The sequence below is a fragment of the Pseudarthrobacter sp. PvP090 genome (assembly GCF_040547365.1).
In the GTDB taxonomy this organism is placed as follows: Bacteria; Actinomycetota; Actinomycetes; order Actinomycetales; family Micrococcaceae; genus Arthrobacter.
The window spans coordinates 189,706-213,939 of the sequence record NZ_JBEPPO010000008.1; the positions used below are offsets into that span (position 1 = coordinate 189,706).

The following is a 24,234-nucleotide window of genomic DNA, read 5'->3' on the forward strand; positions in this document are numbered from 1 at the left end:
TGCCATGGCACTGACAGCATCAGTCAAGGAAGAACTTTCCCGGCTGGACATAAAGAAGTCCTCGGTCCGCAAGGCTGAAGTGTCCGCCATGCTTCGCTTCGCCGGCGGACTCCACATCATCTCTGGCCGGATCGTGATCGAGGCCGAAGTCGACCTCGCCTCGACCGCGCGGCGGCTGCGCGCCGCCATCGCCGAGGTTTATGGGCACCAGAGCGAGATCATCGTCGTCTCCGGCGGCGGACTGCGCCGCGGCAGCCGCTACGTCGTCCGGGTGGTGCGCGACGGCGAGGCCCTCGCCCGCCAGACCGGCCTGCTGGACGCCCGGGGCCGCCCGGTCCGCGGCCTGCCCTCAGTGGTGGTGAACGGGTCCGCGGCCGACGCCGAGGCGGTCTGGCGCGGCGCCTTCCTGGCCCACGGTTCCCTCACCGAGCCCGGCCGGTCCTCCGCCATGGAGGTCACCTGCCCCGGCCCCGAGTCGGCCCTCGCCCTCGTGGGCGCGGCCCGCCGGCTCGGCATCCAGGCCAAGGCCCGCGAGGTCAGGGGAGTGGACCGCGTGGTGATCCGCGACGGCGACACGATCGCCGCGCTGCTGACCCGGATGGGCGCCCACGATGCGCTTATGGTGTGGGAGGAACGGCGGATGCGCAAGGAAGTCCGGGCCACCGCCAACCGGCTGGCCAACTTCGACGACGCCAACCTGCGGCGTTCGGCGCAGGCTGCGGTCGCCGCTGGCGCCCGCGTGGACCGTGCCCTGGAGATCCTCGGCGACGACGTCCCGGACCACCTGAAGTACGCCGGCGAACTCCGTGTGGCGCACAAACAGGCCAGCCTGGACGAACTCGGCCGCCTCGCGGACCCCGTCATGACCAAGGACGCCATCGCCGGGCGGATCCGCCGCCTGCTGGCCATGGCGGACAAACGGGCCCAGGACCTCGGCATCCCCGGCACGGAAGCCAATGTGACGGCGGAAATGCTGGACGAGTAGCCTCTCCGCGCGAACATCTGCAGAATCAGATCGGGACGGCGGGAATACCTCAGGGGGACCGGAGGCTATGCCCACTGGATTCCGATCCAGAGACTTCCGGGTGCCACAACATCCGGATGCACAATCCGAGAGTTACCCAACGGACAACCAGTCCACGACATTGGAGGATTTTGTGACCGAGTACGTACTGCCCGAACTCAGCTACGACTACGCAGCGCTGGAGCCCCACATTTCCGCGCGGATCATGGAGCTGCACCACAGCAAGCACCACGCCGCCTACGTGGCCGGCGCCAACAACGCCCTCGCCCAGCTGGCCGAGGCACGCGAAAAGGGCGACTTCGCCAACATCAACCGCCTCTCCAAGGACCTCGCGTTCCACACCGGCGGGCACATCAACCACTCGGTGTTCTGGAACAACCTGTCCCCGGACGGCGGCGACAAGCCCGAAGGTGAGCTGGCAGCGGCCATCGACGACGCGTTCGGCTCCTTCGACGCGTTCCGCGCCCAGTTCAGCGCCGCGGCGCTGGGCCTGCAGGGATCCGGCTGGGGCTTCCTGGCCTACGAGCCCATCGGCGGCAACCTCGTCATCGAGCAGCTCTACGATCAGCAGGGCAACGTCGCGCTCGGCACCACCCCGCTGCTGATGCTGGACATGTGGGAGCACGCCTTCTACCTGGACTACGTCAACGTCAAGGCCGATTACGTCAAAGCATTCTGGAACATCGTGAACTGGGCCGACGTCGCCAAGCGCTTTGACGCCGCCCGCAAGAACGCCACCGGCCTCATCACCCTCTAGCACCACAGAGGCCATTTCCGTGTGATGCAGTTCACGCGGCTGTAACAAAGTTCACAATTCGGGCCGTCCGGCTCAAATCGTGGACGGTCTGCCCCCGCACTTGCGGGGGCAGGCCAACTTAAACGTAAGATAGGTCACGGAAGGCGGTTAGCCTTCAGCAATGAGGCTGGTCGCCCTCCGATCTGTTAATCATCTCTGCCCAATGGCGTGCGGGATCTGTTAGTTGGCTTGAGCGCCTTCTCAACTAGTCGTGCTTGCAAAAGCACCAAGGAGACTGAAAACGTGACCACCCGTATTGGTATTAACGGCTTCGGCCGTATTGGCCGCAACTACTTCCGCGCCGCACTTGCCCAGGGGGCAGACCTTGAGATCGTGGCAGTCAACGACCTCACCAGCCCGGAAGCACTGGCCCACCTCTTCAAGTACGACTCCGTGGGCGGGCGCCTGCAGGAGACGATCGAGGTCAAGGACGGCAACATCGTCGTCGACGGCAAGACCGTCAAGGTCCTCGCCGAGCGTGACCCGGCCAAGCTGCCCTGGGGCGAGCTCGGCGTCGACATCGTGATCGAATCCACCGGGTTCTTCACCAAGGCCGCCGACGCGCAGAAGCACATCGATGCCGGCGCCAAGAAGGTCCTCATTTCGGCCCCCGCCTCGGACGAGGACATCACGATCGTGATGGGCGTCAACGACGGCCTCTACGACCCGGCCGCGCACCACATCATCTCCAACGCTTCCTGCACCACCAACTGCCTGGGCCCGCTGGCCAAGGTGGTCAACGACGTCTTCGGCATCGAGCGCGGCCTGATGACCACGATCCACGCCTACACCGCGGACCAGAACCTGCAGGACGGCCCGCACAAGGACCTCCGCCGCGCCCGCGCCGCCGCCATCAACATGGTCCCCACCTCCACGGGTGCGGCCAAGGCCATCGGCCTGGTCCTGCCGGAACTCAAGGGCAAGCTCGACGGCTACGCCATCCGCGTACCCGTTCCCACCGGCTCCGCCACCGACCTGACCGTCACCGTCTCCCGCGAAACCACCGTCGAGGAAGTCAACGCGGCCCTCAAGGCCGCCTCCGAGACCCCGGAGCTCAAGGGCTTGCTGACCTACACCGACGAGCCGATCGTCTCCTCGGACATCGTCGGCGACCCGGCGTCCTCCATTTTCGACTCCGGCCTCACCAAGGTGATCGGCAACCAGGTCAAGGTTGTTTCCTGGTATGACAACGAATGGGGCTACTCCAACCGCCTCGTGGACCTCACGGAGCTCGTCGCAGCCAAGCTGGGCTAGGGTAAGACTCATGACATTCCACACCCTCAACGAACTGATCGCTGATGGTGTCCGCGGGCGGTACGTTCTGGTCAGAAGTGACCTGAACGTGCCGCTCGACGGCTCTACAGTGACTGACGACGGCCGTATCAAGGCCTCCCTGCCAGTGCTGGCGAAGCTCACGGACGCCGGTGCCCGCGTGCTGGTCACAGCACACCTTGGCCGCCCCAAGGGCGCACCCGAGGACAAGTACTCGCTCAAGCCCGCTGCGGCGCGCTTGGCCGAGCTCGCCGCCTTCAAGGTCTCCCTCGCGGACGACACCGTCGGCGACTCCGCCAAGGCATCCGCCGCGGCGCTGCAGGACGGCGAAGCCCTCATCCTCGAAAACGTGCGCTTTGACGCCCGTGAGACGTCGAAGGACGACGCCGAGCGCGGTGCGTTCGCGGACGAGCTCGTGGCCCTCACCGGGTCCAACGGCGCGTTCGTGGACGATGCCTTCGGTGCCGTGCACCGCAAACACGCCAGCGTGTACGACGTCGCCACCCGCCTGCCGTCCTACCAGGGCGACCTGGTCCGCACCGAGGTCGAGGTGCTGCGCAAGCTCACCACGGACACCCAGCGTCCCTACGTCGTCGTGCTGGGCGGTTCCAAGGTCTCGGACAAGCTCGCCGTGATCGACAACCTCATCGGCAAGGCGGACACCGTCCTGGTTGGCGGCGGCATGCTGTTCACCTTCCTCGCCGCCGCGGGCCACAAGGTGGCCGGCAGCCTGCTGGAAGAGGACCAGATCCCGGTGGTGCAGGACTACCTCAAGCGCGCCGCGGACGCGGGCACCGAATTCGTGGTTCCCACCGACGTCGTGGTCGCCGGCAAGTTTGCCGCCGACGCCGAGCACGAGACTGTGCGGGCCGAGGCGATTGAGGGCAGCAGCTTCGGCGCCCAGGGCATCGGCCTGGACATCGGACCGGAATCAGCGGCCGCCTTCGCCGAACGGATCAAGGGCGCAAAGACGGTGTTCTGGAACGGCCCCATGGGCGTGTTCGAGTTCGCGGCCTTCGCCGCGGGCACCCGGGCCATCGCCCAGGCGCTGACCGAGACCGAGGCGTTCACCGTGGTCGGTGGCGGCGATTCCGCCGCCGCGGTCCGGACCCTCGGATTCGCCGATGACCAGTTCGGTCACATCTCCACCGGCGGCGGCGCCAGCCTCGAGTACCTTGAAGGCAAGGAACTCCCCGGCCTGAGCGTCCTGGACCGCTAAACCCGCCAGCCGGCAGGGCGCCCCTCCCAGGATGGGGCGCCCTGCCGGCTGTTCCACTGCTACGACCTTTTGGGAGACCACGTGACTACTTCAACCAACGGCACCTTCGACCGCACCCCCTTCATCGCGGGCAACTGGAAGATGAACATGGACCACGTCCAGGGCATCACCCTCCTGCAGAAACTCGCCTGGACCCTGTCCGACGCCAAGCACGACTACAGCCGCGTGGAGGTCGCCGTCTTCCCGCCGTTCACCGACCTCCGTGGCGTCCAGACCCTGGTCCAGGGCGACGAGCTCAAGATTGTCTACGGCGGCCAGGACCTCTCCCCGTCCGACTCCGGCGCCTACACGGGCGACATCTCCGGGCAGTTCCTGGCGAAGCTCGGCTGCAGCTACGTCCTCGTCGGCCACAGCGAACGCCGGACCATCCACCACGAGTCCGACGAGGTGCTGAACGCCAAGACCAAGGCAGCCTTCCGGCACGGCATCACCCCGGTGCTCTGCGTCGGTGAAGGCCTGGAAATCCGGCAGGCCGGAACACACGTCGACCACACGCTCGCGCAGCTCCGCGCCGGCGTCGAGGGCCTCACCCCCGAGCAGGCCGCCGAACTCGTCGTCGCCTATGAGCCCGTCTGGGCCATCGGCACCGGTGAAGTTGCCGGGCCTGACGACGCCCAGGAAATGTGCGCAGCCATCCGTGCCGAGCTTGCCACCCTCTTCGGTGCGGACGTCGCCGCCAAGACCCGGCTGCTCTACGGTGGCTCGGTCAAGGCCAACAACGCGGCCTCGATCCTCAAGGAACGCGACGTGGACGGATTGCTGGTCGGTGGTGCCAGCCTGGACGCCGCTGAGTTTGCTAATATTGTCAGGTTCGAGAGTCACCTGCTGACGGATTAGTCCGGACACTGTCGTGGCCCCCGCAATCCAAATCTTCTGAAAGGCCGTCGTGGACGTTCTTCATGTCATTCTGCAGGTCCTCCTGGGTATCACCAGCCTCCTGCTGACCTTGCTCATCCTGCTCCACAAGGGCCGTGGTGGCGGTCTGTCCGACATGTTCGGCGGCGGCATGAGCTCCGGCCTGAGCTCCTCCGGGGTGGCCGAGCGGAACCTGAACCGCTTCACGATCATCCTCGGTATTACCTGGGGCGTGGTGATCGTCGGCCTCGGCCTGATCATGCGGTTCAGCGGCGGCGACTCCTAGGTCCCTTCCTAAAAACTTCATATGGGTCCTTGTGCCCCTCCCTGCATCGGGAACTCCAAACTACACTGTGGCTGACTGCACGCGCATTCTGTCCCCGAGTAGCCAGGAGTTCCCGATGCTGCATTCCGCCTCCGGATTCCGGGGCATCCGCGTAGGAGCCACCGAAGGGGCCTCGCCCCGCCACGAACCGCTCGACGGCACCGCCGCCCGCACACCCCGCATCCGCGTGACTTACCGCTGCGCCAAGGGCCACGAAACCCCCTTGGTCTTCGCCCAGCTGCCCGATGACCAGATCCCCGGGGTCTGGGACTGCCGCCGCTGCGGCGGAACGGCCACCCGGGATGAGGCGCAGTTCGCGCTCGAGGAAGTTCCGGTGGAAGGCTTCAAGAGCCACCTGGAATACGTTAAAGAGCGGCGCTCCAGCCAGGACGCCGAAGACGTGCTGGCCGGAGCGCTTGAGAGACTGCGGGCCCGCGGTATCCTCCCGGAGGGATAGGACCGGGGGATAGGACCGGGGGATAGGACCGGGGGATAGCGCCGAGGACCAGCCTCCGGAACGGCCCGCCGGACTAGCTCTTCCGGACCAGCTGTTCCGGAACCCGGGAGGCCGCGTTTTCGTCGATCAGCCAGAGGGTTTCGTTCCGGCCCCGCGGGCCGGCCGCCGGAACCTGCACCGGGTTGGCGCCCGCCAGGGCGAGCCCGACGGCGCCGGCCTTGTCCTCGCCGGCGACGACCATCCAGATTTCCGAGGCCGTATTGATGGCGGGCAGCGTCAGGGAAACCCGCAGCGGCGGCGGCTTCGGGGAGTTGCGGACCCCCACCACGGTGAGTTCCTTCTCCCGGATGCCGGCCTGCTCCGGGAACAGTGACGCGACGTGCGCGTCGGGCCCCACTCCAAGGAGGACGATGTCGAAGCGGGGGAGCGATGACGGGTGCTCCGGCCGGTCATCGGACATGTCCGCGGCGTGTTCGGCGGCTGCCGCCTCGCTGAGCTGGCGGGCGTAGTCAGCGGCTGCCTCCTCGGGCGTGTCGAAGTCGCCGGTGGAGCCGGGCACGTGGATCCGGGCCGGATCCGCATCGATGCGCGAGAGCAGCGCCTCGTGGGCCTGGCGGGTGTTGCGTTCGGGGTCGTCGGCGGCGACGAAGCGCTCGTCGCCCCACCAGAAATTGACCTTGGACCAGTCGACGGCGGGGGACGCCGGCGACTCGGCCACGGCTTTCAGCGAACCAATGCCCATCGACCCGCCGGTAAGCACCACCGTCGCCTCGCCGTGTTTGTCCTGGATGTCGACCAGCTTGGTGATCAGGCGCGCCGCGATGGCGGCCATCAGGACGGACGAGTCGGGATGGATGCTTACTCTGGGGTCAGCGCTCACTGGGACGGACACTCCTTAGATTGGTACGTGGCAGTCCAATAGTAATCACTTCGCCGAACACTTCGTCCGGATCGAGGCGGCGGAGCTCTTCGGCCAGGCAGTCCTTGAGGCTGCGGCGCGGCAGCGAGATGCGCTGCACCGGCTGCCCGGGCTGGCTCAGTTCCGCCACCGTGAGGCCTGGCCGGAACAGCTGGACGTCGCCTGCGGTGCGTGTGAGCCGCACCCGCCGGATCCCGGTGCCGGCGGGGTCCGCGACGATCGTGACCGGCGCGTCCAGGGCCAGCGTGAGCCAGGCAGCCAGCAGGATCGTGCTGGGGGAGTCCGACGCGCCTTCGACGGCGACCGCCGTCACCGGGGAGCCGTCCACCTGGTCCAGGACCGCGGCGAGCTGGATCCGCCAGTTGGTCAGGCGGGTCCAGGCAAGGTCCGTGTCGCCTGCCTTGTAAGTGCGGCGGATGGTTTCCAGGGCGCGCTGCGGATCGGACTCGTTGGCCGAGTCCGTGATCCGGCGGTGCGCGATCCGGCCGATGGACGTCTCGCAGGCGTTCTTCGGCGCGCCGTGCGGCCACCACGCCACGATCGGCGCATCGGGCAGCAGGAGGGCCGCGACGAGGGATTCGCTTTCCTCGGCAAGCTCTCCGTAGCCGCGGAGCAGGATGACCTCGGAGGCTCCGGCGTCGCCGCCCACCCGGATCTGCGCATCGAGCCTGGTCGGGGCCTCGGCCCCGGCGTCGGCGAGGACGATGATCCGGCAGGGATGTTCCCGGCTGGCCTCATTGGCGGCCTCGATGGCCTCCTCTTCCAGCCCGGACTTGGTGACAACCACGAGGGTCAGCACCCGGCCCAGGGCAATCACGCCGCCCTGCTCGCGCAGCGCCATGATCTTCTTGGAAATCTTGGAGGTGGTGGTGTCGGGAAGATCTACGATCATGGCCTTCTCCAGGTTCGTCCGTCACGGGCAAGGAGCTCGTCGGCGGAGGCGGGGCCCCAGCTACCGGGGCCGTAGGGTTCGGGCTGTTCGTCGAGGCTCGCCCAGTAGTCCTCGAACGGGTCCAGGATCTTCCAGGACAGTTCGACTTCCGCGTGGCGCGGGAACAGTGGCGGCTCGCCGAGCAGCACGTCGAGGATGAGCCGTTCGTAGGCCTCCGGGCTGGATTCCGTGAAGGAGTGGCCGTAGCCGAAGTCCATGGTGACGTCGCGGACCTCCATCTGCGTGCCCGGGACCTTGGACCCGAAGCGGATGGTGGCGCCCTCGTCGGGCTGGACCCGGATGACGACGGCATTCTGGCCGAAATCATCCTCGCCGTGGTCGGTGAAGAGCAGGTTGGGGGCGCGTTTGAGCACGACGGCGATCTCGGTCACCCGGCGGCCCAGCCGCTTCCCGGCGCGCAGGTAGAACGGCACCCCGGACCAGCGGCGGGTGTTGATGTCGACCCGGATCGCGGCGAACGTCTCGGTTTTGGAGTCGGCTGGGATGCCGTCCTCTTCCAGGTATCCCACGACCTTCTCGCCGCCCTGCCAGCCGCCGGTAAACTGCCCGCGCGCCGAGTGGGTGGAGAGGTCATCGGGGAGCCGGACGGCGGCGAGGACCTTTTCCTTCTCCGCGCGGAGGTCGTCGGCGTTGAAGGAAATCGGTTCCTCCATCGCGGTCAGCGCCAGGAGCTGGAGCAGGTGGTTCTGGATGACGTCGCGTGCCGCGCCGACGCCGTCGTAGTAGCCTGCCCGGCCGCCGGTGCCGATGTCCTCGGCCATGGTGATCTGGACGTGGTCCACATAGTTCGCGTTCCAGAGCGGCTCGAAGAGCTGGTTGGCGAAGCGCAGCGCCAGGATGTTCTGCACCGTCTCCTTGCCCAGGTAGTGGTCGATCCGGAACACCGCGTCCGGCGGGAAGACCGACTCCACGATGTCGTTGAGCTGGCGGGCCGACTCAAGGTCGTGGCCGAACGGCTTCTCGATCACAACGCGCCGCCACTTGTCACCCTCGGCCTGGGCCAGTCCGTGCTTGGACAGCTGCCGGCAGACCAGCTCGAAGGCGTTTGGCGGGATGGAGAGGTAAAACGCGTGGTTGCCGCGCGTTCCCCGCTGCTCATCGAGTTCATCGATGGTTTCACTGAGCCGCTTGAAGGCATCGTCGTCGTCGAACTCGCCCTGCACGAACCGGATGCCCTTGGAGAGCTGGGTCCACACCGTTTCGTCGAACGGGGTGCGGGCATAGGCCTTCACCGCGTCCTTCACCTCGGCCGCGAAGTCCTCGTTCTCCCAGTTCCGCCGGGCGAAGCCCACCAGGGCGAAGCTGGGCGGAAGGAGTCCGCGGTTGGCCAGGTCGTAGACGGCCGGCATGAGTTTCTTGCGCGCGAGGTCCCCCGTGACCCCGAACAGAACCAGCGACGACGGTCCGGCAATACGGTTCAGGCGGCGGTCCCGCGGGTCGCGGAGCGGGTTGCCGGCAGGCCTTCCCGAACGGGTCGCGGATCTGCTGCCGCCGTTGTGTTTGTCTGGCATGGTTGCTTGGGTGCCTTAGCTTTCGGAGGAGGGGACTGCCTGGCCGGCCAGCGTGGAGACGAGGTCCTGCAGCTGGCGGACACCGGCGGCGCGGTCCGTGAGGTGCAGGCGGAGGACCGGGCGGCCGTGTTCGGACAGTACCTGCGCATCGCCGGCGGCCTGCGCGGAAATCAGCTCGCCGAAGGTGAACGGACGGTCCGGGATGGCCAGGTCAGTGGCGGACGCGGCCGTCACCTGCAGGAAGACGCCGATCGCGGGGCCGCCCTTGTGGAACTGCCCGGTGGAGTGCAGGAACCGCGGACCCCAGCCGAAGGTCACGGGCCGGCCGCTGGCGGCTGCCAGCTGGTCCCGGACCCCCTCAAGGGGCGCGTAGGCGAGCCGGTCAAAGTAGGCCTGGACACTCAGGTAGTTGTCCGGGCCCAGCTCGCCGAGCAGGGCTCTGACCGCTTCGGCCGCGGTACTTGCGCCGCCGAGCCAGTCCCCGCCGCGGACCTCAATGGCGCCGTCGGTGAAGTTGGCCGGTGTCGGTTCCGGCTGGGCGTCCAGCAAGCCGCGGGCGGCCACCTTGGCGGCCTCGACGTCGGGCTGGTCATAGGGGTTGATCCCGAGGAGCCGCCCGGCCACGGCGGTGGCGAACTCCCAGGTCATCATCTGGGTGGGCAGGCCGCCGGCGATCGCGACCTCGTTCTCGCCCAGTTCGACGTCGGCGTCCGCGGCGACGAGGCGGACCACCAGGACGTCGGGGGCGCCGAGGGTGGCCTCCGGGGAGGACGGCCCGGCGACGACCGGCAGCACGCCGGTGCCGAGCTTGCCCGTGGATTCGGCGATGAGCTGTTCAGCCCAGTCCGCGAAGCCCTTGATCCCGGAACCGTCCTCGGCGATGACGATCTTGTCGCGCAGCGGGTTGGTGCCGCCCAGCGCCGCACCGAGGGCGAGGCCGATGTTCTCCTCGCCGTCCTCGTTGAGGACCTCGGCGGCCTCCTCCGCCTCGTCCAGGAAGGCCTGGATGTCCACGCCGGCCAGTCCGCACGGAACCATCCCGAACGCGGTGAGCGCCGAGTAGCGGCCGCCGACGGTGGGGTCCGCGTTGAACACGGCGCGGTAGCCGGCCTCGCGGGAGGCCTTGTCCAGTGGCGAGCCCGGATCGGTGACGATGATGATCCGGCTCTTCGCGTCGAGCCCGGCCTCGGTGAAGGCGTGCTCAAAGATCCGGCGCTGCGAATCCGTCTCCAGGGTGGAGCCGGACTTGGAGGACACCACAATCGCGGTTTCGGCCAGCCGGTCCGCAAGTGCGGCGGCGACCTGTTCCGGATCGGTGCTGTCCAGCACGGTCAGCTCGACGCCGGCGGTTCCGGCGATGACCTCGGGGGCCAGCGAGGATCCGCCCATGCCGCAGAGGACAATCCGGCTGACGCCTTCGGCGCGCAGGGCGTCACGGAGGGCCAGGATGTCCGCCACCAGGTGCTGGGAGACGGTGGCCGCCTCGACCCAGCCGAGCCGGACGGACGCCTCGGCTTCGGCGTCGGGACCCCACAGGGTGGGGTCCTTGGCGAAGATCCGGGTGGCGACTTTGTCTTCCAGCAGGGCGGGCAGGTGCTGTTCGTGGGCCAGGCGGGCGGCGCCCGTGGCGTCGTAGCTGAGAGTAGTCATGGGGACTATGCGCCCTTCCCTGCAGCGGCGAGGGCGCCCTCGACGTCGGCCAGCAGTTCCTTCCAGCTTGCCACGAACTTGTCGAGGCCTTCGGACTCGAGCACCGCGACGACCTCGTTGTAGGAGATGCCGAGGGCGTCCAGGGCGTTCAGGGTGGCGTTGGCGTCATCGTAGCCGCGGCTGATCGTGTTGCCCGTGACAGTGCCGTGGTCGAACGTGGCGTCGAGGGTCTTTTCCGGCATGGTGTTCACGACGCCGGGAGCGACGAGTTCCGTGACGTACAGAGTGTCCGGGTAGGCCGGGTCCTTGACGCCGGTGGATGCCCACAGCGGGCGCTGCGGGAGGGCTCCGGCGTCGGCCAGCAGGGCCCAGCGCTCGGTGGAGAAGAGCTCCTCGTAGACCTGGTAGGCCAGGCGGGCGTTGGCCAGGCCGGCTTTGCCCTTGAGGGCGCGGGCCTCGTCGGTGCCGACGGCGTCGAGGCGCTTGTCGATTTCGGCGTCGACGCGGGAGACGAAGAAGGACGCGACCGAGTGGATTTTGGAGAGGTCGTGGCCGTTGTCCTTGGCCTGCTCCAGGCCGGACTGGAACGCGTTGATGACGGCGCGGTAGCGCTCCAGCGAGAAGATCAGCGTGACGTTGACGCTGATGCCGGCGCCGAGCGTGGCCGTGATGGCTTCCAGGCCCTCGAGGGTCGCCGGGATCTTGATCAGGACGTTGTCCTTGTTGACCTGGGCGAAGAGTTCCTTGGCCTCGGTGATGGTGCCGGCGGTGTCCCAGGCGAGGCGGGGGTCAACCTCGATCGAGACGCGGCCGTCGACGCCCTTCGTGGCTGCGGCCACCGGGGCGAAGAGGTCGCAGGCGTCGGCGACGTCGGACGTGGTGATCGCGAAGACGGTCTCCTCGACGCCGGCGCCGGCGGCGGCCTTGGCGGCGATGATGTCGTCGTAGTCGTGGCCGGTGGTGATGGCCGCGTGGAAAATCGACGGGTTGGTGGTGACACCGACGACGTTCTTCTCTTCGATCAGCTTGCGCAGCGTGCCGGTGTTGAGGCGGCCGCGGGAGAGGTCATCAAGCCAGATGGAGACGCCGGCGTCGGACAGCTGCTGGGTGGGGGTGGTGCTCATGTGTAACTCCTGAAGTCTGGGGCCGCCGCCGTCAGGTGGGGCGGCGGCCCGGAATGCGTGAAGTTGGGGTCAGGCCGGGAGGCCCGCGAGGGATTCCTTGGCTGCGGCGGCAACGGCCTCCGCGGTGATGCCAAATTCCTGGAACAGGCGCTTGTAGTCCGCCGAGGCGCCGAAGTGCTCGAGGCTGATGGAACGGCCGGCGTCGCCGACGAATTCCTTCCAGCCCAGGGCGAGCCCGGCTTCGACGGATACGCGTGCCTTGACTGCAGCCGGGAGCACCGCTTCGCGGTAGGCGGCGTCCTGCTTGTTGAACCACTCCACGCACGGCATCGACACCACGCGGGTGGGGATGCCCTCGGCCTGGAGCGCTTCACGGGCATGAACGGCCAGCTGGACTTCCGAGCCGGTGCCGATCAGGATGACCTGCGCTGCGGCGGTCTGGCCGTTGGCCGAGGCCTCCGCCAGGACATAGCCGCCCTTGGCGACGCCGGCGGTGGAACCGAAGGTGTCACCCTCGGCGTCGGACGTTCCGCGGGCATAGGTGGGAATGTTCTGGCGGGTCAGCACGATGCCGGCAGGGTTCTCGTGGTTCTCGAGCATGACCTTCCAGGCGGCTGCGACCTCGTTCGCGTCGCCGGGCCGGACGACGTCCAGGCCCGGGATGGCCCGGAGCGAGGCGAGCTGTTCCACCGGCTGGTGGGTCGGTCCGTCTTCGCCGAGGCCGATCGAGTCGTGCGTCCAGACATACAGCGACGGGACCCCCATGAGGGCGCCGAGGCGGATCGCGGGGCGCTGGTAGTCGCTGAAGATCAGGAACGTGCCGGAGAACGCGCGGGTGCGGCCGTGCAGGCTGATGCCGTTCACGATCGACGCGGCGGCGTGCTCGCGGATGCCGAAGTGCAGCACTCGTCCGTAGGGGTTGCCCTTCCAGGCGTCCGTGGAGCGGGAGGCCGGGATGAACGACGGCGAGCCCTCGATCGTGGTGTTGTTGGATTCGGCGAGGTCGGCAGAGCCGCCCCACAGCTCCGGCATGACGGGGCCGATCGCGTTCAGGACCTTGCCGGACGCGGCGCGGGTCGAGACGTCCTTGCCTGCTTCGAAGACCGGGAGTGCGGAATCGAGCTCGGCGGGAAGCTTGCGGGCCTCGACGCGTTCGAGCAGCGCGGCTGCCTCGGCGTTGCCGGACTGCCAGGCCTCAAAGGATGCCTGCCATTCGCTGCGGGCGGCTGCGCCGCGGTCCACGGCTTCACGGGCGTGGGCCAGGACGTCGTCGTCGACCTGGAAAGTGCGTTCCGGGTCGAAGCCGAGGACCTTCTTCAGTGCGGCGACTTCCTCGGCGCCGAGGGCGGAGCCGTGGATCTTGCCGGTGTTCTGCTTCTTGGGGGCCGGGTAGCCGATGATGGTGCGCAGCGAGATGATGGACGGCTTGCCCGTCTCGGCCTTGGCGGCGAGGAGCGCGGCGTGCAGTTCCTGCACGTCCTCCTTGTATTCCCCGGTCCGGGTCCAGTCCACGCGCTGGGTGTGCCAGCCGTAGGCCTCGTAGCGTTTCAGGACATCCTCGGTGAAGGCGATGTCGGTGTCGTCCTCGATGGAGATGTGGTTCTCGTCGTAAATCACGACGAGGTTGCCGAGCTCCTGGTGCCCGGCGAGCGAGGAGGCCTCGGAGGTCACACCTTCCTGGAGGTCGCCGTCGGAGGCGATGACCCAGACGGTGTGGTCGAACGGGCTGGTGCCCGGGGCGGCGTCGGCGTCGAACAGCCCGCGTTGGCGGCGCTGGGAGTAGGCGAAGCCCACGGCGGAGGCGAGGCCCTGGCCCAGCGGGCCGGTGGTGATCTCGACGCCGGCGGTGTGCTTGTACTCCGGGTGGCCCGGGGTCAGCGAACCCCAGGTGCGCAGCGCCTCAAGGTCCTTCAGTTCCAGGCCGTAGCCCGAAAGGAAGAGCTGGATGTACAGCGTCAGGGAGGTGTGGCCGGGGGAGAGGACGAAACGGTCGCGTCCCAGCCAGTCGGGGTTCTTCGGGTCGTGCCGCATCAGCTTCTGGAAGAGAAGGTAGGCGGCCGGAGCCAGGCTCATCGCGGTGCCGGGGTGGCCGTTGCCGACCTTCTCCACCGCGTCGGCGGCGAGGACACGAATGGTGTCCACGGCGCGCTGGTCCAAGCTGGTCCAAGACAGTTCTTGCTCTTCCAAATGTGGCACGAAAACCGGGCCCCTCTCTGTGCTGATGGCGGGTGGTATGGTCAGTCCCGTCCGGGGCACAGTTCGGTGCCCGCTGCGGTACGTACCAGCCGTTCACCATCGAAACGTTGATCTATCATTCAGCGGCGTGTGCCGGTGCACGCCTGCGGAAAACTGCAGGCAGGTACGTGAGGCAATAGCTAAGGCCTTTTGGCCGTTCCTGTGCGCGCTGATCTGCAGACAGCTTAGCCCTATTCCACTGCCCGGGTGCTGTATATCTCACCAATTGGACCGGATTTGTCGCTTATATGAATCACCGGCGGCCGCGGCGGCTGTGAGCCCGCGTTAATCTGTTCGAATCACGGGGTCTCCGCGGCGGTGTTCCCGGGACCCGTCACGCTGTGCCTGCACGGTATGATGGTTCGTGGCTACCAACGGGGGCGGGGACACGCCTGAGCGCTGCGCGAGGACCCCTCCGATATGCAACCCGCGTTGCGGAACCAGCCGGACTGAACAGCCAGACAGAACAGAGTGACTGCCACCGTGAGCACAACAGAAACGCCGCTGAACGCTTCGCCCATCCGCGGAAGAGTCGGCTTCGCCCGCAAAGCCAAGGCCTATCTTGCGCTCACGAAACCCCGCGTCATCGAGCTCCTGCTGGTCAGCACCCTGCCGACCATGATCTACGCGGAGCGCGGCTTCCCCTCGATTGGCCTGATCGTGGCGACCCTGGTGGGCGGCGCCTTTGCCGCCGGCAGCGCCGGCGCCTTTAACTGCTACATCGACCGCGACATCGACAAGCTCATGCACCGCACCGAGAACCGGCCGCTCGTCACGGGCGAGGTGACCCCGCGCGAGGCGCTGGTCTTCTCCTGGCTCCTCGGCGCGGCGGCGATCGCGATCCTCTGGTTCGGCGCCAATCCGCTTGCCGCCTGGCTCGGGCTGGGTGCGATCGTCTTTTATGTGGTCATTTACACGATGATCCTCAAGCGCCGCACGGCCCAGAACATCGTCTGGGGCGGGGCGGCCGGCTGCTTCCCGGTGCTGATTGCCTGGGCCGCCGTAACCAACACGGTCGAGTGGCCCGCCGTCGTGCTCTTTATGGTCATCTTCCTGTGGACGCCGCCGCACTACTGGCCGCTGTCCATGCGCTACGGCGAGGACTACCGCAACGCCAACGTGCCGATGCTCGGTGCGATCGCCGGGGCCAAGGTCGTCTCGGTGCAGGTGGTGCTGTACGCGTGGGCCATGGTGGCGTGCTCGCTGCTGCTGGTCCCGGCCGGCGGTGCCGGCTGGGTGTACACCGCCACCGCGGTACTCGCCGGTGCCTGGTTCCTCTACGAATCGCACGCCCTGTACAACCGGGCGCAGGCCGGTGACGTGTCCAACAAGGGCGCCATGAAGGTCTTCCACGGCTCGATCAGCTACCTGACCCTGCTCTTCATCGCCCTCGCCGTCGACCCGTTCGTCGGTTCCCCCATCATGGGCGGGTAGCTCCCGCCCCTCCGCAACCACAACGCGGGGTCACCTACGGCCCATTCCGGGCGTCCGGATGGGCGGTAGGTGACCCCGCGTTGTTTCGTGCGCGGCGGGTTGATCCGACCGGTTGTTGCGGCGGGCTTACTTGACCGGGCTGCTGCGGGCCAGGTCGGCGGCGTTGGTGGCCGCGCTCATCAGCAGGGCGGCGCCGAGCATGTGCGCCGCGACCAGGAGCGCCGGGATGCCGTTGTAGTACTGCGTGAAGCCGATGACGGCCTGCAGCACGGTGACGCCCAGGAGCATCACGACGGCGGTGCGGAACGGGCCCGGGATCCGGTCGCGGATGACGAGGTAGAGCGCGAACAGCACCCCGGCGGTCACCAGGTATGCCGGCACCGCGTGGATGTGGGAGAACAGGTCCCAGTCCAGGTTGTTGCGCGGGGCGTCGGCGTCACCCGCGTGCGGGCCGGCGCCGGTGACCACAACGCCCAGGCAGACGGCCACGGCGGAGAACAGCGCGACGGCGGTCATGAGCGGACGCGCGACGCCCGGCAGGGCGGGCAGTTCAGCCACCCGGAATTTCCCCGTCCGCCCGTAGGCGCGGTTGACCAGCAGGGTCGCGACGACCACGAGGGCCATCGAGACCAGGAAGTGCAGGCCAACGACCCACGGGTTCAGCTGGGTCAGCACCGTGATGCCGCCGATGACGGCCTGCGCCGGAATGCTGGCGAGCAGGCCGAGGGCCAGCAGGAAGAGGTCCCGGCGTTCCTTGCGGAGGTTCCACAGGTACACCAGCATGGCGACGGCGACGGCGGCCAGCGCGAAGGTCAGGAGCCGGTTGCCGAATTCGATGATGCCGTGGATGCCCATTTCCGGGGTGTTCACGAGCGAAGCGTCCGTACAGCGCGGCCAGGTGGGGCAGCCCAGGCCCGAGGCGGTGAGGCGGACCGCGCCGCCGGTCACGATCAGCACCGTCTGGCCGATCAGGGACAGGACCGCCAGCCGCTTCACCGTCGTGTTGACGGTGACGGGCAGCCAGGCGATGTTCCGGGACGCGGTCCGGGGAGGGCGGGAGGCCGTGCTCACAGTTTTCTCAATTCCATTTGAACCAACGGGTGGCTGCGCCGCCGGCGATCGCCGTCCAGAGCAGCAGGACAAGTACCGGGACAGGGCTGACCGTGCCCGACAGGAAAGCTTCCCTCATGGCCTGTCCCAAGGCGCCGGAGGGGAGGAACTGCACGATCGACTGCAGCAGCGCGGGCAGCCGCTCGGCCGGGATCACGATCCCGCCGAGGGCACCCAGCAGGATCCACAGCAGGTTGGTGATCGCGAGGGTCGCCTCCGGCCGGACCGTCCCGGCGACGAGCAGGCCCAGCGCCGTGAAGGCCGCCGCGCCGAGCACCAGCAGCGCCAGCCCCGGAGCCCAGCCCAGCGGATCCGGCTGCCAGCCCAGCGGCAGGGCCACGGCAGTAACCACGAGCACCTGCAGCGCCAGCACGGCGAGGACCGCGAGGACCTTGCCGGCGATCAGCCCGGTGCGCCCGAGGGGGGTGGTGGAGAGGAACCGCAGGACCCCGTAGCGGCGGTCAAACCCGGTGGAGATGCCCTGGCCGGTGAACGCCGTGGACATGGCGCAGAGCGCGAGGATCCCCGGCACGGCAACGTTGATCCGGCTCGCGCCGAACCCGTCCAGCAGGGGCGTGACCGTCAGGCCCACCATGGCCAGCAGCGGCAGCACGACCGCCAGGATCAGCTGTTCGCCGTTCCGGAGCATCGTGATCGTTTCGTACCTGCCCTGCTGCGCGATGCGCCGCAGCAGCGGGGCCGGTGCGCTGCCGAGGGGGCGGGCCGGGGCGGCGCTGGCCGTCGGCGCGCCGCCCAGTGCGGCACTGTGGCGGGTCATCGGATCTCCCTTCCGGAGATGTCGAGGAAGACGTCCTCAAGGCTGCGGGCCTCTAGGCTCAGCGAGCGGGGCATGATTCCCCGCGCGGCCCACCACGCCGTGATCGTGGCGAGGTCCGCGGCGGTCAGCGCGCCGGTGGCGGCGTAGCTGCCGGCCCGCGCCTCGGTGACGTCGACGCCGTCGGGCAGCACGCCGGTGAAATCCAGCCCGGGCTCGGTCTCGAACAATAGGGTGCGGATGTGCTGCTCCCCGGCCTCCGGCGGGAGGGGGTGCTGCAGGAGCTGCGCGACCGTCCCCTCGGCGACGTTGCGGCCGGCGTCGATGATGTAGACGTAATCGGCGAGGCGCTGGGCGTCGTCCATGAGGTGGGTGGTCAGGATGATCCCCATCCCGCGGTTGCGGAGTTCGGAGATGAGTTCGAACACGAGCTGGCGCGACTGCGGGTCCAGGCCGGCACTCGGCTCGTCGAGGAAGAGCACCTCGGGGTTGCCCACGAGCGCGGCCGCGAGCGCGAGCCGCTGCTTCTGCCCGCCGGAGAGCCGCCGCACGGACGTCCGGCTGAAGGTGTCGATGCCCAGGCGGTCGATGAGCTCACCCACCGGCCACGGGTCCTGGTACATCCCGGCAATATGCTTAAGCAGGGGAATGGGACGCGCCGACGGCGGCAGCCCGCCGTCCTGCAGCATCACGCCGACGCGGGCGCGCAGTCGGGCCCCCGCGGTGTCCGGGTCCTCACCGAGGAGGCTGATGCTGCCGTGGGTGCGTTTCTGCAGGCCCTGGGCGCACTCGATGGTGGTGGTCTTGCCCGCGCCGTTGGCACCGAGGAGTGCCGTGACCTGTCCGCGTTCGGCGACGAGGGAAAGGCCGCTGACCACGCGCAGCATTTTGCCGTCGAGGGTGGGCAGCGGCCCAACATCCTTGACTAGCCCGCTGATGGACAGGACGGGGGATTCGGGGGATCGCACCACAGCATTCTACGGGATGTAGTACGTCGGGTACCGGACGGCGGTGGCCGGAGGATAGCCATGCCTTACTGGCCTGGGGGACTAAATTACGACATGATTGTGTTGTGTATTCCATGAGCCCCTCCACGTCTGTCGCGCCTACCGTGCGCGGCCGCCTGCGCACGGCGTCGGCAGCCCCGGCCGGGACAGCGGGATCCTTGGCGGCGGGGTCAGTGGCAGCCCAGGCGGCCACCGCCTTCCCGGCGGTCGACGCCGAAGAGCGCACCCGTGACCGCGTGCTGAACGCCGTCCTGGAACACGGCCCCATCAGCGCCGCCGAACTCGGCGAACTGCTCGGGTTCACACCCGCCGCCGTCCGGCGGCATCTGGACCACCTCTCCCGCGACGGCGTAATTGAGGTCAAGCGGGCAGCCCGTGCCGGCGCCGGCGCAGGGCGCCCCGCCCGCCGTTATGTCCTCAGCTCCCAGGGCCAGTCCACGCTCGGCAACGACTACCTGGACATCGCCACCCTGGCACTGCAGCGCCTCGGCGAAATGGCCGGGCCCGACGCCGTGCGGCAGTTCGCCGTCGAACGCTTCGGCGAGATGGAACGCCGGTACGCCCCGGAAATCGACGCCGCCGGTCCGGACATCACCGCCCGGGCCCAGGCGCTGTCCGAGGCGCTGAGCCGCGACGGGTTCGTGGCCTCCACGACGTCGATCGAGGCCAAGGCGCCCCTGCCGGCGGCGCTCTCCAGCGTCCAGCTCTGCCAGGGACACTGCCCCATCCAGCAGCTGGCCGCGCAGTTCCCGGTGTTCTGCGACGTCGAGACCGACGTGTTCTCCCGGCTGGTCGGCGTCGACGTCCGCCGGCTCTCCACGCTGGCACGCGGCGGGCACGTCTGCACCACCCACATACCTACAGGCCGTCCGGCGGCCAGGGGGGCGCACAGCCCCGCCACCACCCCGGGCAGCCTGGACGAAGTATCCAACCATCTGCAAGAAAGGCCGTGATGACGGACCAACTATCAGAGAAGAAGGTTGCTGAATCCACTGTGATTTCGGAGATTCTGGAAAAGAATCCCGAGCTCCACGGAATCGGAACCTATGAGTACGGCTGGTCCGACAAGAACGACGTCGGAGCCAACGCCCGCCGCGGCATCAACGAGGACGTCGTCCGCGACATTTCGGCCAAGAAGAGCGAGCCGGAGTGGATGCTGGACCTGCGCCTCAAGGGTCTGAAGTACTTCGACCGCAAGCCCATGCCGACCTGGGGTGCAGACCTCTCCGGCATCGACTTCGACAACATCAAGTACTTCGTGCGGTCCACGGAAAAGCAGGCCGCAACCTGGGAAGACCTCCCAGAGGACATCCGGAACACGTACGAGAAGCTGGGCATCCCGGAAGCCGAGCGCAGCCGCCTCGTCTCCGGTGTCGCCGCGCAGTACGAGTCCGAGGTTGTCTACCACCAGATCCGTGAGGACCTGGAACAGCAGGGCGTCATCTTCCTGGACACGGACACCGCGCTGCGCGAGCACCCGGAGATCTTCCAGGAGTACTTCGGCACCATCATCCCGGTGGGCGACAACAAGTTCGCTTCGCTGAACACGGCTGTCTGGTCCGGCGGTTCCTTCGTGTACGTGCCCAAGGGCGTCCACGTGGACATCCCCCTGCAGGCCTACTTCCGCATCAACACGGAAAACATGGGCCAGTTCGAGCGCACGCTGATCATCGCGGACGAGGACTCCTACGTCCACTACATCGAAGGCTGCACCGCGCCGATCTACACCTCGGATTCGCTGCACTCCGCCGTGGTGGAAATCATCGTGAAGAAGGGCGCCCGCGTCCGTTACACGACCATCCAGAACTGGTCCACGAACGTGTACAACCTGGTCACCAAGCGCGCCATCTGCGAAGAGGGCGCCACGATGGAGTGGATCGATGGCAACATCGGCTCCAAGGTCACCATGAAGTACCCGGCCGTGTACCTCGTCGGCGAGGGCGCCAAGGGCGAGACCCTGTCCATCGCGTTCGCGGGCGAAGGCCAGCACCAGGACACCGGCTCCAAGATGGTCCACATCGCGCCGAACACCAAGAGCTCGATTGTCTCCAAGTCCGTGGCCCGCGGCGGCGGCCGCGCCGCGTACCGCGGTCTGGTCCAGGTCCGCGAGGGCGCCAAGCACTCGGCCAACACGGTCCGCTGTGACGCGCTCCTGGTGGACACCATCAGCCGTTCGGACACGTACCCGTACATCGACATCCGCGAGGATGACGTCACGATGGGGCACGAGGCCACGGTCTCGCGGGTCAGCGAAGAGCAGCTGTTCTACCTGATGTCCCGCGGCATGCGCGAAGACGAGGCCATGGCGATGATCGTCCGCGGCTTCATCGAGCCCATTGCCCGTGAGCTGCCGATGGAATACGCCCTTGAGCTGAACCGCCTGATTGAACTGCAGATGGAAGGATCGGTCGGTTAATGACTGACATCACTACTGAAAAGGCCCGCATTGGCGCGCCCTCAGCCAAGCCGTTCATCAACGGTTTCACCGAGGAAGGCGAAAGCCTGTCACCGCTGAACGCCGCGGAGTCCAAGTCCCCGCTCGCGGGCGAAGCCGTCAAGCGGCACTCGCACGGCGGCGGCGTCGGCGTTCCGGACAGCTCACGCGCCGGACGCCTGACCTCGTACAAGCTGGCGGACTTCAAGCCGCTGACCGGCATGGAGGAGGACTGGCGCTTCACCCCGCTCAAGCGCCTCCGCGGCCTGCACACCGAGGTCCTGAACGGGACCGCGCCGTCCGTGAGCGTCACCGCCCCGGACAGCGTCACCGTTGAGACCGTCGGCCGCGACGACCGCCGGATCGGCTCCGCAGCGATTCCCGAGGACCGTGTCTCCGCGAACGCCTGGGAGAACTTCACCGAAGCCACCGTCATCACGGTCCCGGCCGAGGTCCAGGTCGACGGCGAGGTCAGCGTCCTGCTGACCGGCCAGGGCACCGAGGCCTCCGCCCAGCACGTGGTGATTGTGGCGGAGAAGTTCTCCAAGTCCGTCGTGGTCCTGGACCACCAGGGCACCGCCGTCGTGTCGGAAAACATCGAAATCCTCGTCGAGGACGGCGCGCAGCTCACCGTCATCTCGCTCCAGGAATGGAACGACGACGCCGTGCACGCCTCCTCCCAGCAGGCGAAGCTCGGCCGCGACGCCAAGTTCAAGCACATCGTCGTCAGCCTCGGCGGCGACCTCGTGCGCGTCACCCCGTCGGCCCGCTTCACCGCCCCGGGCGCCGAAGTGGAACTGTTCGGCCTGTACTTCGCCGACGCCGGCCAGCACCTGGAGCAGCGCCTCTTCGTGGACCACGCCGTCGCGAACTGCAAGTCCAACGTCCTGTACAAGGGCGCCCTGCAGGGCCGCAACGCGCACACCGTCTGGGTGGGTGACGTCCTGATCCGCAAGGAAGCAGAAGGCACCGACACCTATGAGGCCAACCGCAACCTGGTCCTCACCGACGGCGCCCGCGCCGACTCCGTGCCGAACCTGGAAATCGAGACCGGCCTGATCGCCGGCGCCGGCCACGCCAGCGCCACCGGACGGTTCGATGACCAGCACCTGTTCTACCTGATGGCCCGCGGCATTCCGGAAGAGGTGGCCCGCCGTCTGGTGGTCCGCGGCTTCCTGAACGAGATCATCCAGCAGATCAAGGTTCCCGCCATCGAGGAGCGCCTCACGGACGCCGTCGAACGCGAACTCGCGGCCACGAATCACTAGCCAGCACGGAAGCACAGGAACCCATCAATGACTGAACAGCCAAGAGGCGAGCTCGTCTGCAACGCCAGTGAGATCCACCTCAAGCAGGCGCTGCGGATCCTGGTCGACGACTACCCTGTCGCGATCGTGAAGGACTCGATGGGCGAGATCCACGCCATCGGTGACACCTGCTCGCACGCGGACATCTCCCTCTCCGAAGGTGAGGTTGAAGGCTGCAAGATCGAGTGCTGGGGCCACGGCTCCCAGTTCGATCTGCGCAGCGGCGAGCCGCTCCAGCTGCCGGCCTATGATCCGGTTCCCGTCTTTGCCGTAACCGTCCTGGATGACGAGGTCTACGTGGACTTCACCAATGTCCTGAACGGCGCCGAGGCCCCGACCTTCAGCTAGCTGCCCGCAGCCGGCAAACCCGCACAACAGAACTTATCGACAAGAAACCGCACAGTGCCGGAGGGCACGGTGCAGAGGAGAACAAGGCACATGTCTACTCTTGAAATCAAGGACCTGCACGTCAGCATTGACACCGAGCAGGGCACGAAGGAAATCCTGAAGGGCGTCAGCCTGACCATCCGGACCGGCGAGACCCACGCCATCATGGGCCCGAACGGTTCCGGCAAGTCCACCCTGGCGTCCACCATCGCCGGGCACCCGCGCTACAACGTCACCGCCGGCACCATCACGCTGGACGGCGAAGACGTCCTCGCGATGAGCGTCGACGAGCGCGCCCGCGCCGGGCTGTTCCTGGCCATGCAGTACCCCGTCGAGGTTCCCGGCGTCAGCATGACGAACTTCCTGCGCACCGCCAAGACGGCCATCGACGGCGAAGCACCCAAGCTGCGGACCTGGACCAAGGACGTCAAGGCCGCCATGGCACAGCTGCGCATCGACGCCGACTTCACCCAGCGCAACGTCAACGAGGGCTTCTCCGGCGGCGAGAAGAAGCGCGTCGAGATCCTCCAGCTCGAGCTGTTCAAGCCGAAGTTCGCCATCCTGGACGAGACCGACTCCGGCCTGGACGTCGACGCGCTCAAGGTTGTCTCCGAGGGCGTCAACCGCGCCCACTCGGAAGGCAACATGGGCACCCTGCTCATCACGCACTACACCCGGATCCTGCGCTACATCAAGCCGGACTTCGTGCACGTGTTCGTTGACGGCCAGGTTGTGGAAGAGGGCGGCCCGGAGCTCGCCGACCGCCTGGAAGAAGAAGGCTACGACCGCTACGCCACCGGCGCCGGAGCAGCCACCATCGCTGCCGCGTCCGCCGCAGCACAGGCCTAGTTAGGACTTGGCAATGACCGAACTCAATGTGGCCCGCACGGGCCTCGAGGATGTCGAGGAAGCACTCAAGGACGTGATCGACCCTGAACTGGGCGTGAACATCGTTGACCTGGGACTGCTGTACGGCCTGAAGTACTCGGACGACGACGGCGCCCTGCTCATCGACATGACGCTCACCACGGCCGCCTGCCCGCTCACCGATGTCATCGAGGAGCAGGTCGGCAAGGCCCTGGACGGGGTCGTCGACGAATGGCGCCTCAACTGGGTATGGATGCCGCCGTGGGGTCCGGAACGGATCACCGAGGACGGCCGCGACCAGATGCGCGCGCTGGGCTTCAACATCTAGGTCCCACCGCCTCCCTGAGGCAATAACGACGGCGGGGGGGGGGGGGCGCCCCCCCGGGGGGGGGGGGCCCCCCCGGGGGGGGGGGGGGGGGCCCCCCCGGGGGGGGGGGGGGGGGGGGGGCCCCCCCCCCCCCGCCGCGCTGCCGCTGGAATACTCTGTGCTTAGTCGACCGGTGCTTAGTTGACC

Annotated in this window: 23 protein-coding genes; 14 read left to right on the forward strand and 9 right to left on the reverse strand. The window is 67.8% G+C overall.

Annotation, left to right across the window (positions count from 1 at the left end):
• The first annotated feature begins 4 nt into the window (after positions 1-4).
• The 7 genes from whiA to ABIC21_RS11705 all read left to right on the forward strand — a co-directional run bounded on the left by whiA (position 5) and on the right by ABIC21_RS11705 (position 6,008).
• Positions 5-985, forward strand: a complete 981-nt coding sequence (gene whiA / locus ABIC21_RS11675; RefSeq protein ID WP_354350563.1) for a DNA-binding protein WhiA — start codon at positions 5-7, stop codon at positions 983-985.
• 172 nt (positions 986-1,157) lie between these two features.
• A complete protein-coding gene (locus tag ABIC21_RS11680; RefSeq protein WP_354186470.1) occupies positions 1,158-1,781 on the forward strand; it encodes a superoxide dismutase in 624 nt (207 codons plus the stop codon).
• A gap of 282 nt (positions 1,782-2,063) precedes the next feature.
• Complete coding sequence (gap, locus tag ABIC21_RS11685) at positions 2,064-3,074, forward strand: type I glyceraldehyde-3-phosphate dehydrogenase (RefSeq protein ID WP_354350564.1); 1,011 nt, start codon at positions 2,064-2,066, stop codon at positions 3,072-3,074.
• A 10-nt stretch (positions 3,075-3,084) separates the two neighbouring features.
• Positions 3,085-4,311 carry a phosphoglycerate kinase gene (locus ABIC21_RS11690; protein ID WP_354350565.1) on the forward strand — a complete coding sequence of 409 codons (1,227 nt, stop codon included), beginning with the start codon at positions 3,085-3,087 and terminating at the stop codon, positions 4,309-4,311.
• An 81-nt stretch (positions 4,312-4,392) separates the two neighbouring features.
• Entirely contained in the window at positions 4,393-5,208 is an 816-nt protein-coding gene (gene tpiA, locus ABIC21_RS11695; RefSeq protein WP_354350566.1) for a triose-phosphate isomerase, read from the forward strand.
• 49 nt (positions 5,209-5,257) lie between these two features.
• Positions 5,258-5,512, forward strand: a complete 255-nt coding sequence (gene secG, locus ABIC21_RS11700) for a preprotein translocase subunit SecG (protein ID WP_354350567.1) — start codon at positions 5,258-5,260, stop codon at positions 5,510-5,512.
• A 115-nt stretch (positions 5,513-5,627) separates the two neighbouring features.
• Positions 5,628-6,008, forward strand: a complete 381-nt coding sequence (locus ABIC21_RS11705; protein ID WP_354350568.1) for an RNA polymerase-binding protein RbpA — start codon at positions 5,628-5,630, stop codon at positions 6,006-6,008.
• Between the two features lie 73 nt (positions 6,009-6,081).
• On the opposite strand, the gene pgl is transcribed toward ABIC21_RS11705, so the two are convergent.
• The 6 genes from pgl to tkt form a co-directional block, all read right to left on the reverse strand.
• Positions 6,082-6,888, reverse strand: a complete 807-nt coding sequence (gene pgl, locus ABIC21_RS11710) for a 6-phosphogluconolactonase (RefSeq protein WP_354350569.1) — start codon at positions 6,886-6,888, stop codon at positions 6,082-6,084.
• A complete protein-coding gene (locus tag ABIC21_RS11715; protein ID WP_354350570.1) occupies positions 6,878-7,819 on the reverse strand; it encodes a glucose-6-phosphate dehydrogenase assembly protein OpcA in 942 nt (313 codons plus the stop codon). The genes pgl and ABIC21_RS11715 overlap by 11 nt, the downstream gene beginning before the upstream one ends.
• Entirely contained in the window at positions 7,816-9,390 is a 1,575-nt protein-coding gene (zwf, locus tag ABIC21_RS11720) for a glucose-6-phosphate dehydrogenase (RefSeq protein ID WP_354350571.1), read from the reverse strand. The genes ABIC21_RS11715 and zwf overlap by 4 nt, the downstream gene beginning before the upstream one ends.
• Positions 9,391-9,405: 15 nt before the next feature.
• On the reverse strand, positions 9,406-11,040 hold the full coding sequence (locus tag ABIC21_RS11725) for a phosphoglucose isomerase-related protein (protein ID WP_354350572.1): 1,635 nt from the start codon (positions 11,038-11,040) through the stop codon (positions 9,406-9,408).
• 5 nt (positions 11,041-11,045) lie between these two features.
• Entirely contained in the window at positions 11,046-12,164 is a 1,119-nt protein-coding gene (gene tal / locus ABIC21_RS11730) for a transaldolase (protein WP_354350573.1), read from the reverse strand.
• 69 nt (positions 12,165-12,233) lie between these two features.
• Positions 12,234-14,351: a transketolase gene (gene tkt, locus ABIC21_RS11735; RefSeq protein WP_354350591.1), complete on the reverse strand. Its 2,118-nt coding sequence runs from the start codon at positions 14,349-14,351 to the stop codon at positions 12,234-12,236.
• 519 nt (positions 14,352-14,870) lie between these two features.
• Here tkt and ABIC21_RS11740 point away from each other — a divergent pair.
• On the forward strand, positions 14,871-15,833 hold the full coding sequence (locus ABIC21_RS11740; protein WP_354350574.1) for a heme o synthase: 963 nt from the start codon (positions 14,871-14,873) through the stop codon (positions 15,831-15,833).
• 126 nt (positions 15,834-15,959) lie between these two features.
• Here ABIC21_RS11740 and ABIC21_RS11745 read toward each other — a convergent pair whose 3' ends face one another.
• The 3 genes from ABIC21_RS11745 to ABIC21_RS11755 are packed head-to-tail and all read right to left on the reverse strand — an operon-like array spanning position 15,960 to position 18,686.
• Positions 15,960-16,904, reverse strand: a complete 945-nt coding sequence (locus ABIC21_RS11745; RefSeq protein ID WP_354350575.1) for a COX15/CtaA family protein — start codon at positions 16,902-16,904, stop codon at positions 15,960-15,962.
• Between the two features lie 7 nt (positions 16,905-16,911).
• Positions 16,912-17,721, reverse strand: coding sequence for an ABC transporter permease (locus ABIC21_RS11750; protein ID WP_354350576.1), 810 nt, complete (start codon positions 17,719-17,721; stop codon positions 16,912-16,914).
• On the reverse strand, positions 17,718-18,686 hold the full coding sequence (locus ABIC21_RS11755; protein WP_354350577.1) for an ABC transporter ATP-binding protein: 969 nt from the start codon (positions 18,684-18,686) through the stop codon (positions 17,718-17,720). Before ABIC21_RS11755 ends, ABIC21_RS11750 begins: the two co-directional genes overlap by 4 nt.
• A gap of 113 nt (positions 18,687-18,799) precedes the next feature.
• Between ABIC21_RS11755 and ABIC21_RS11760 the strand changes: the two genes are divergently transcribed.
• The 6 genes from ABIC21_RS11760 (at position 18,800) to ABIC21_RS11785 (ending at position 24,048) form a co-directional block, all read left to right on the forward strand.
• Entirely contained in the window at positions 18,800-19,678 is an 879-nt protein-coding gene (locus ABIC21_RS11760; RefSeq protein ID WP_354350592.1) for a helix-turn-helix transcriptional regulator, read from the forward strand.
• The gene (sufB, locus tag ABIC21_RS11765) at positions 19,678-21,141 is read left to right on the forward strand and encodes a Fe-S cluster assembly protein SufB (RefSeq protein ID WP_354350578.1); all 1,464 of its coding nucleotides are present in this window, start codon (positions 19,678-19,680) and stop codon (positions 21,139-21,141) included. The genes ABIC21_RS11760 and sufB overlap by 1 nt, the downstream gene beginning before the upstream one ends.
• Positions 21,141-22,427, forward strand: coding sequence for a Fe-S cluster assembly protein SufD (gene sufD / locus ABIC21_RS11770; RefSeq protein WP_354350579.1), 1,287 nt, complete (start codon positions 21,141-21,143; stop codon positions 22,425-22,427). Before sufB ends, sufD begins: the two co-directional genes overlap by 1 nt.
• Before the next feature lie 27 nt (positions 22,428-22,454).
• Positions 22,455-22,814, forward strand: a complete 360-nt coding sequence (locus ABIC21_RS11775) for a non-heme iron oxygenase ferredoxin subunit (protein ID WP_354350580.1) — start codon at positions 22,455-22,457, stop codon at positions 22,812-22,814.
• A gap of 90 nt (positions 22,815-22,904) precedes the next feature.
• Entirely contained in the window at positions 22,905-23,702 is a 798-nt protein-coding gene (sufC, locus tag ABIC21_RS11780; protein WP_354350581.1) for a Fe-S cluster assembly ATPase SufC, read from the forward strand.
• A gap of 13 nt (positions 23,703-23,715) precedes the next feature.
• Complete coding sequence (locus ABIC21_RS11785) at positions 23,716-24,048, forward strand: metal-sulfur cluster assembly factor (protein ID WP_056434018.1); 333 nt, start codon at positions 23,716-23,718, stop codon at positions 24,046-24,048.
• Positions 24,049-24,234: the final 186 nt, after the last annotated feature.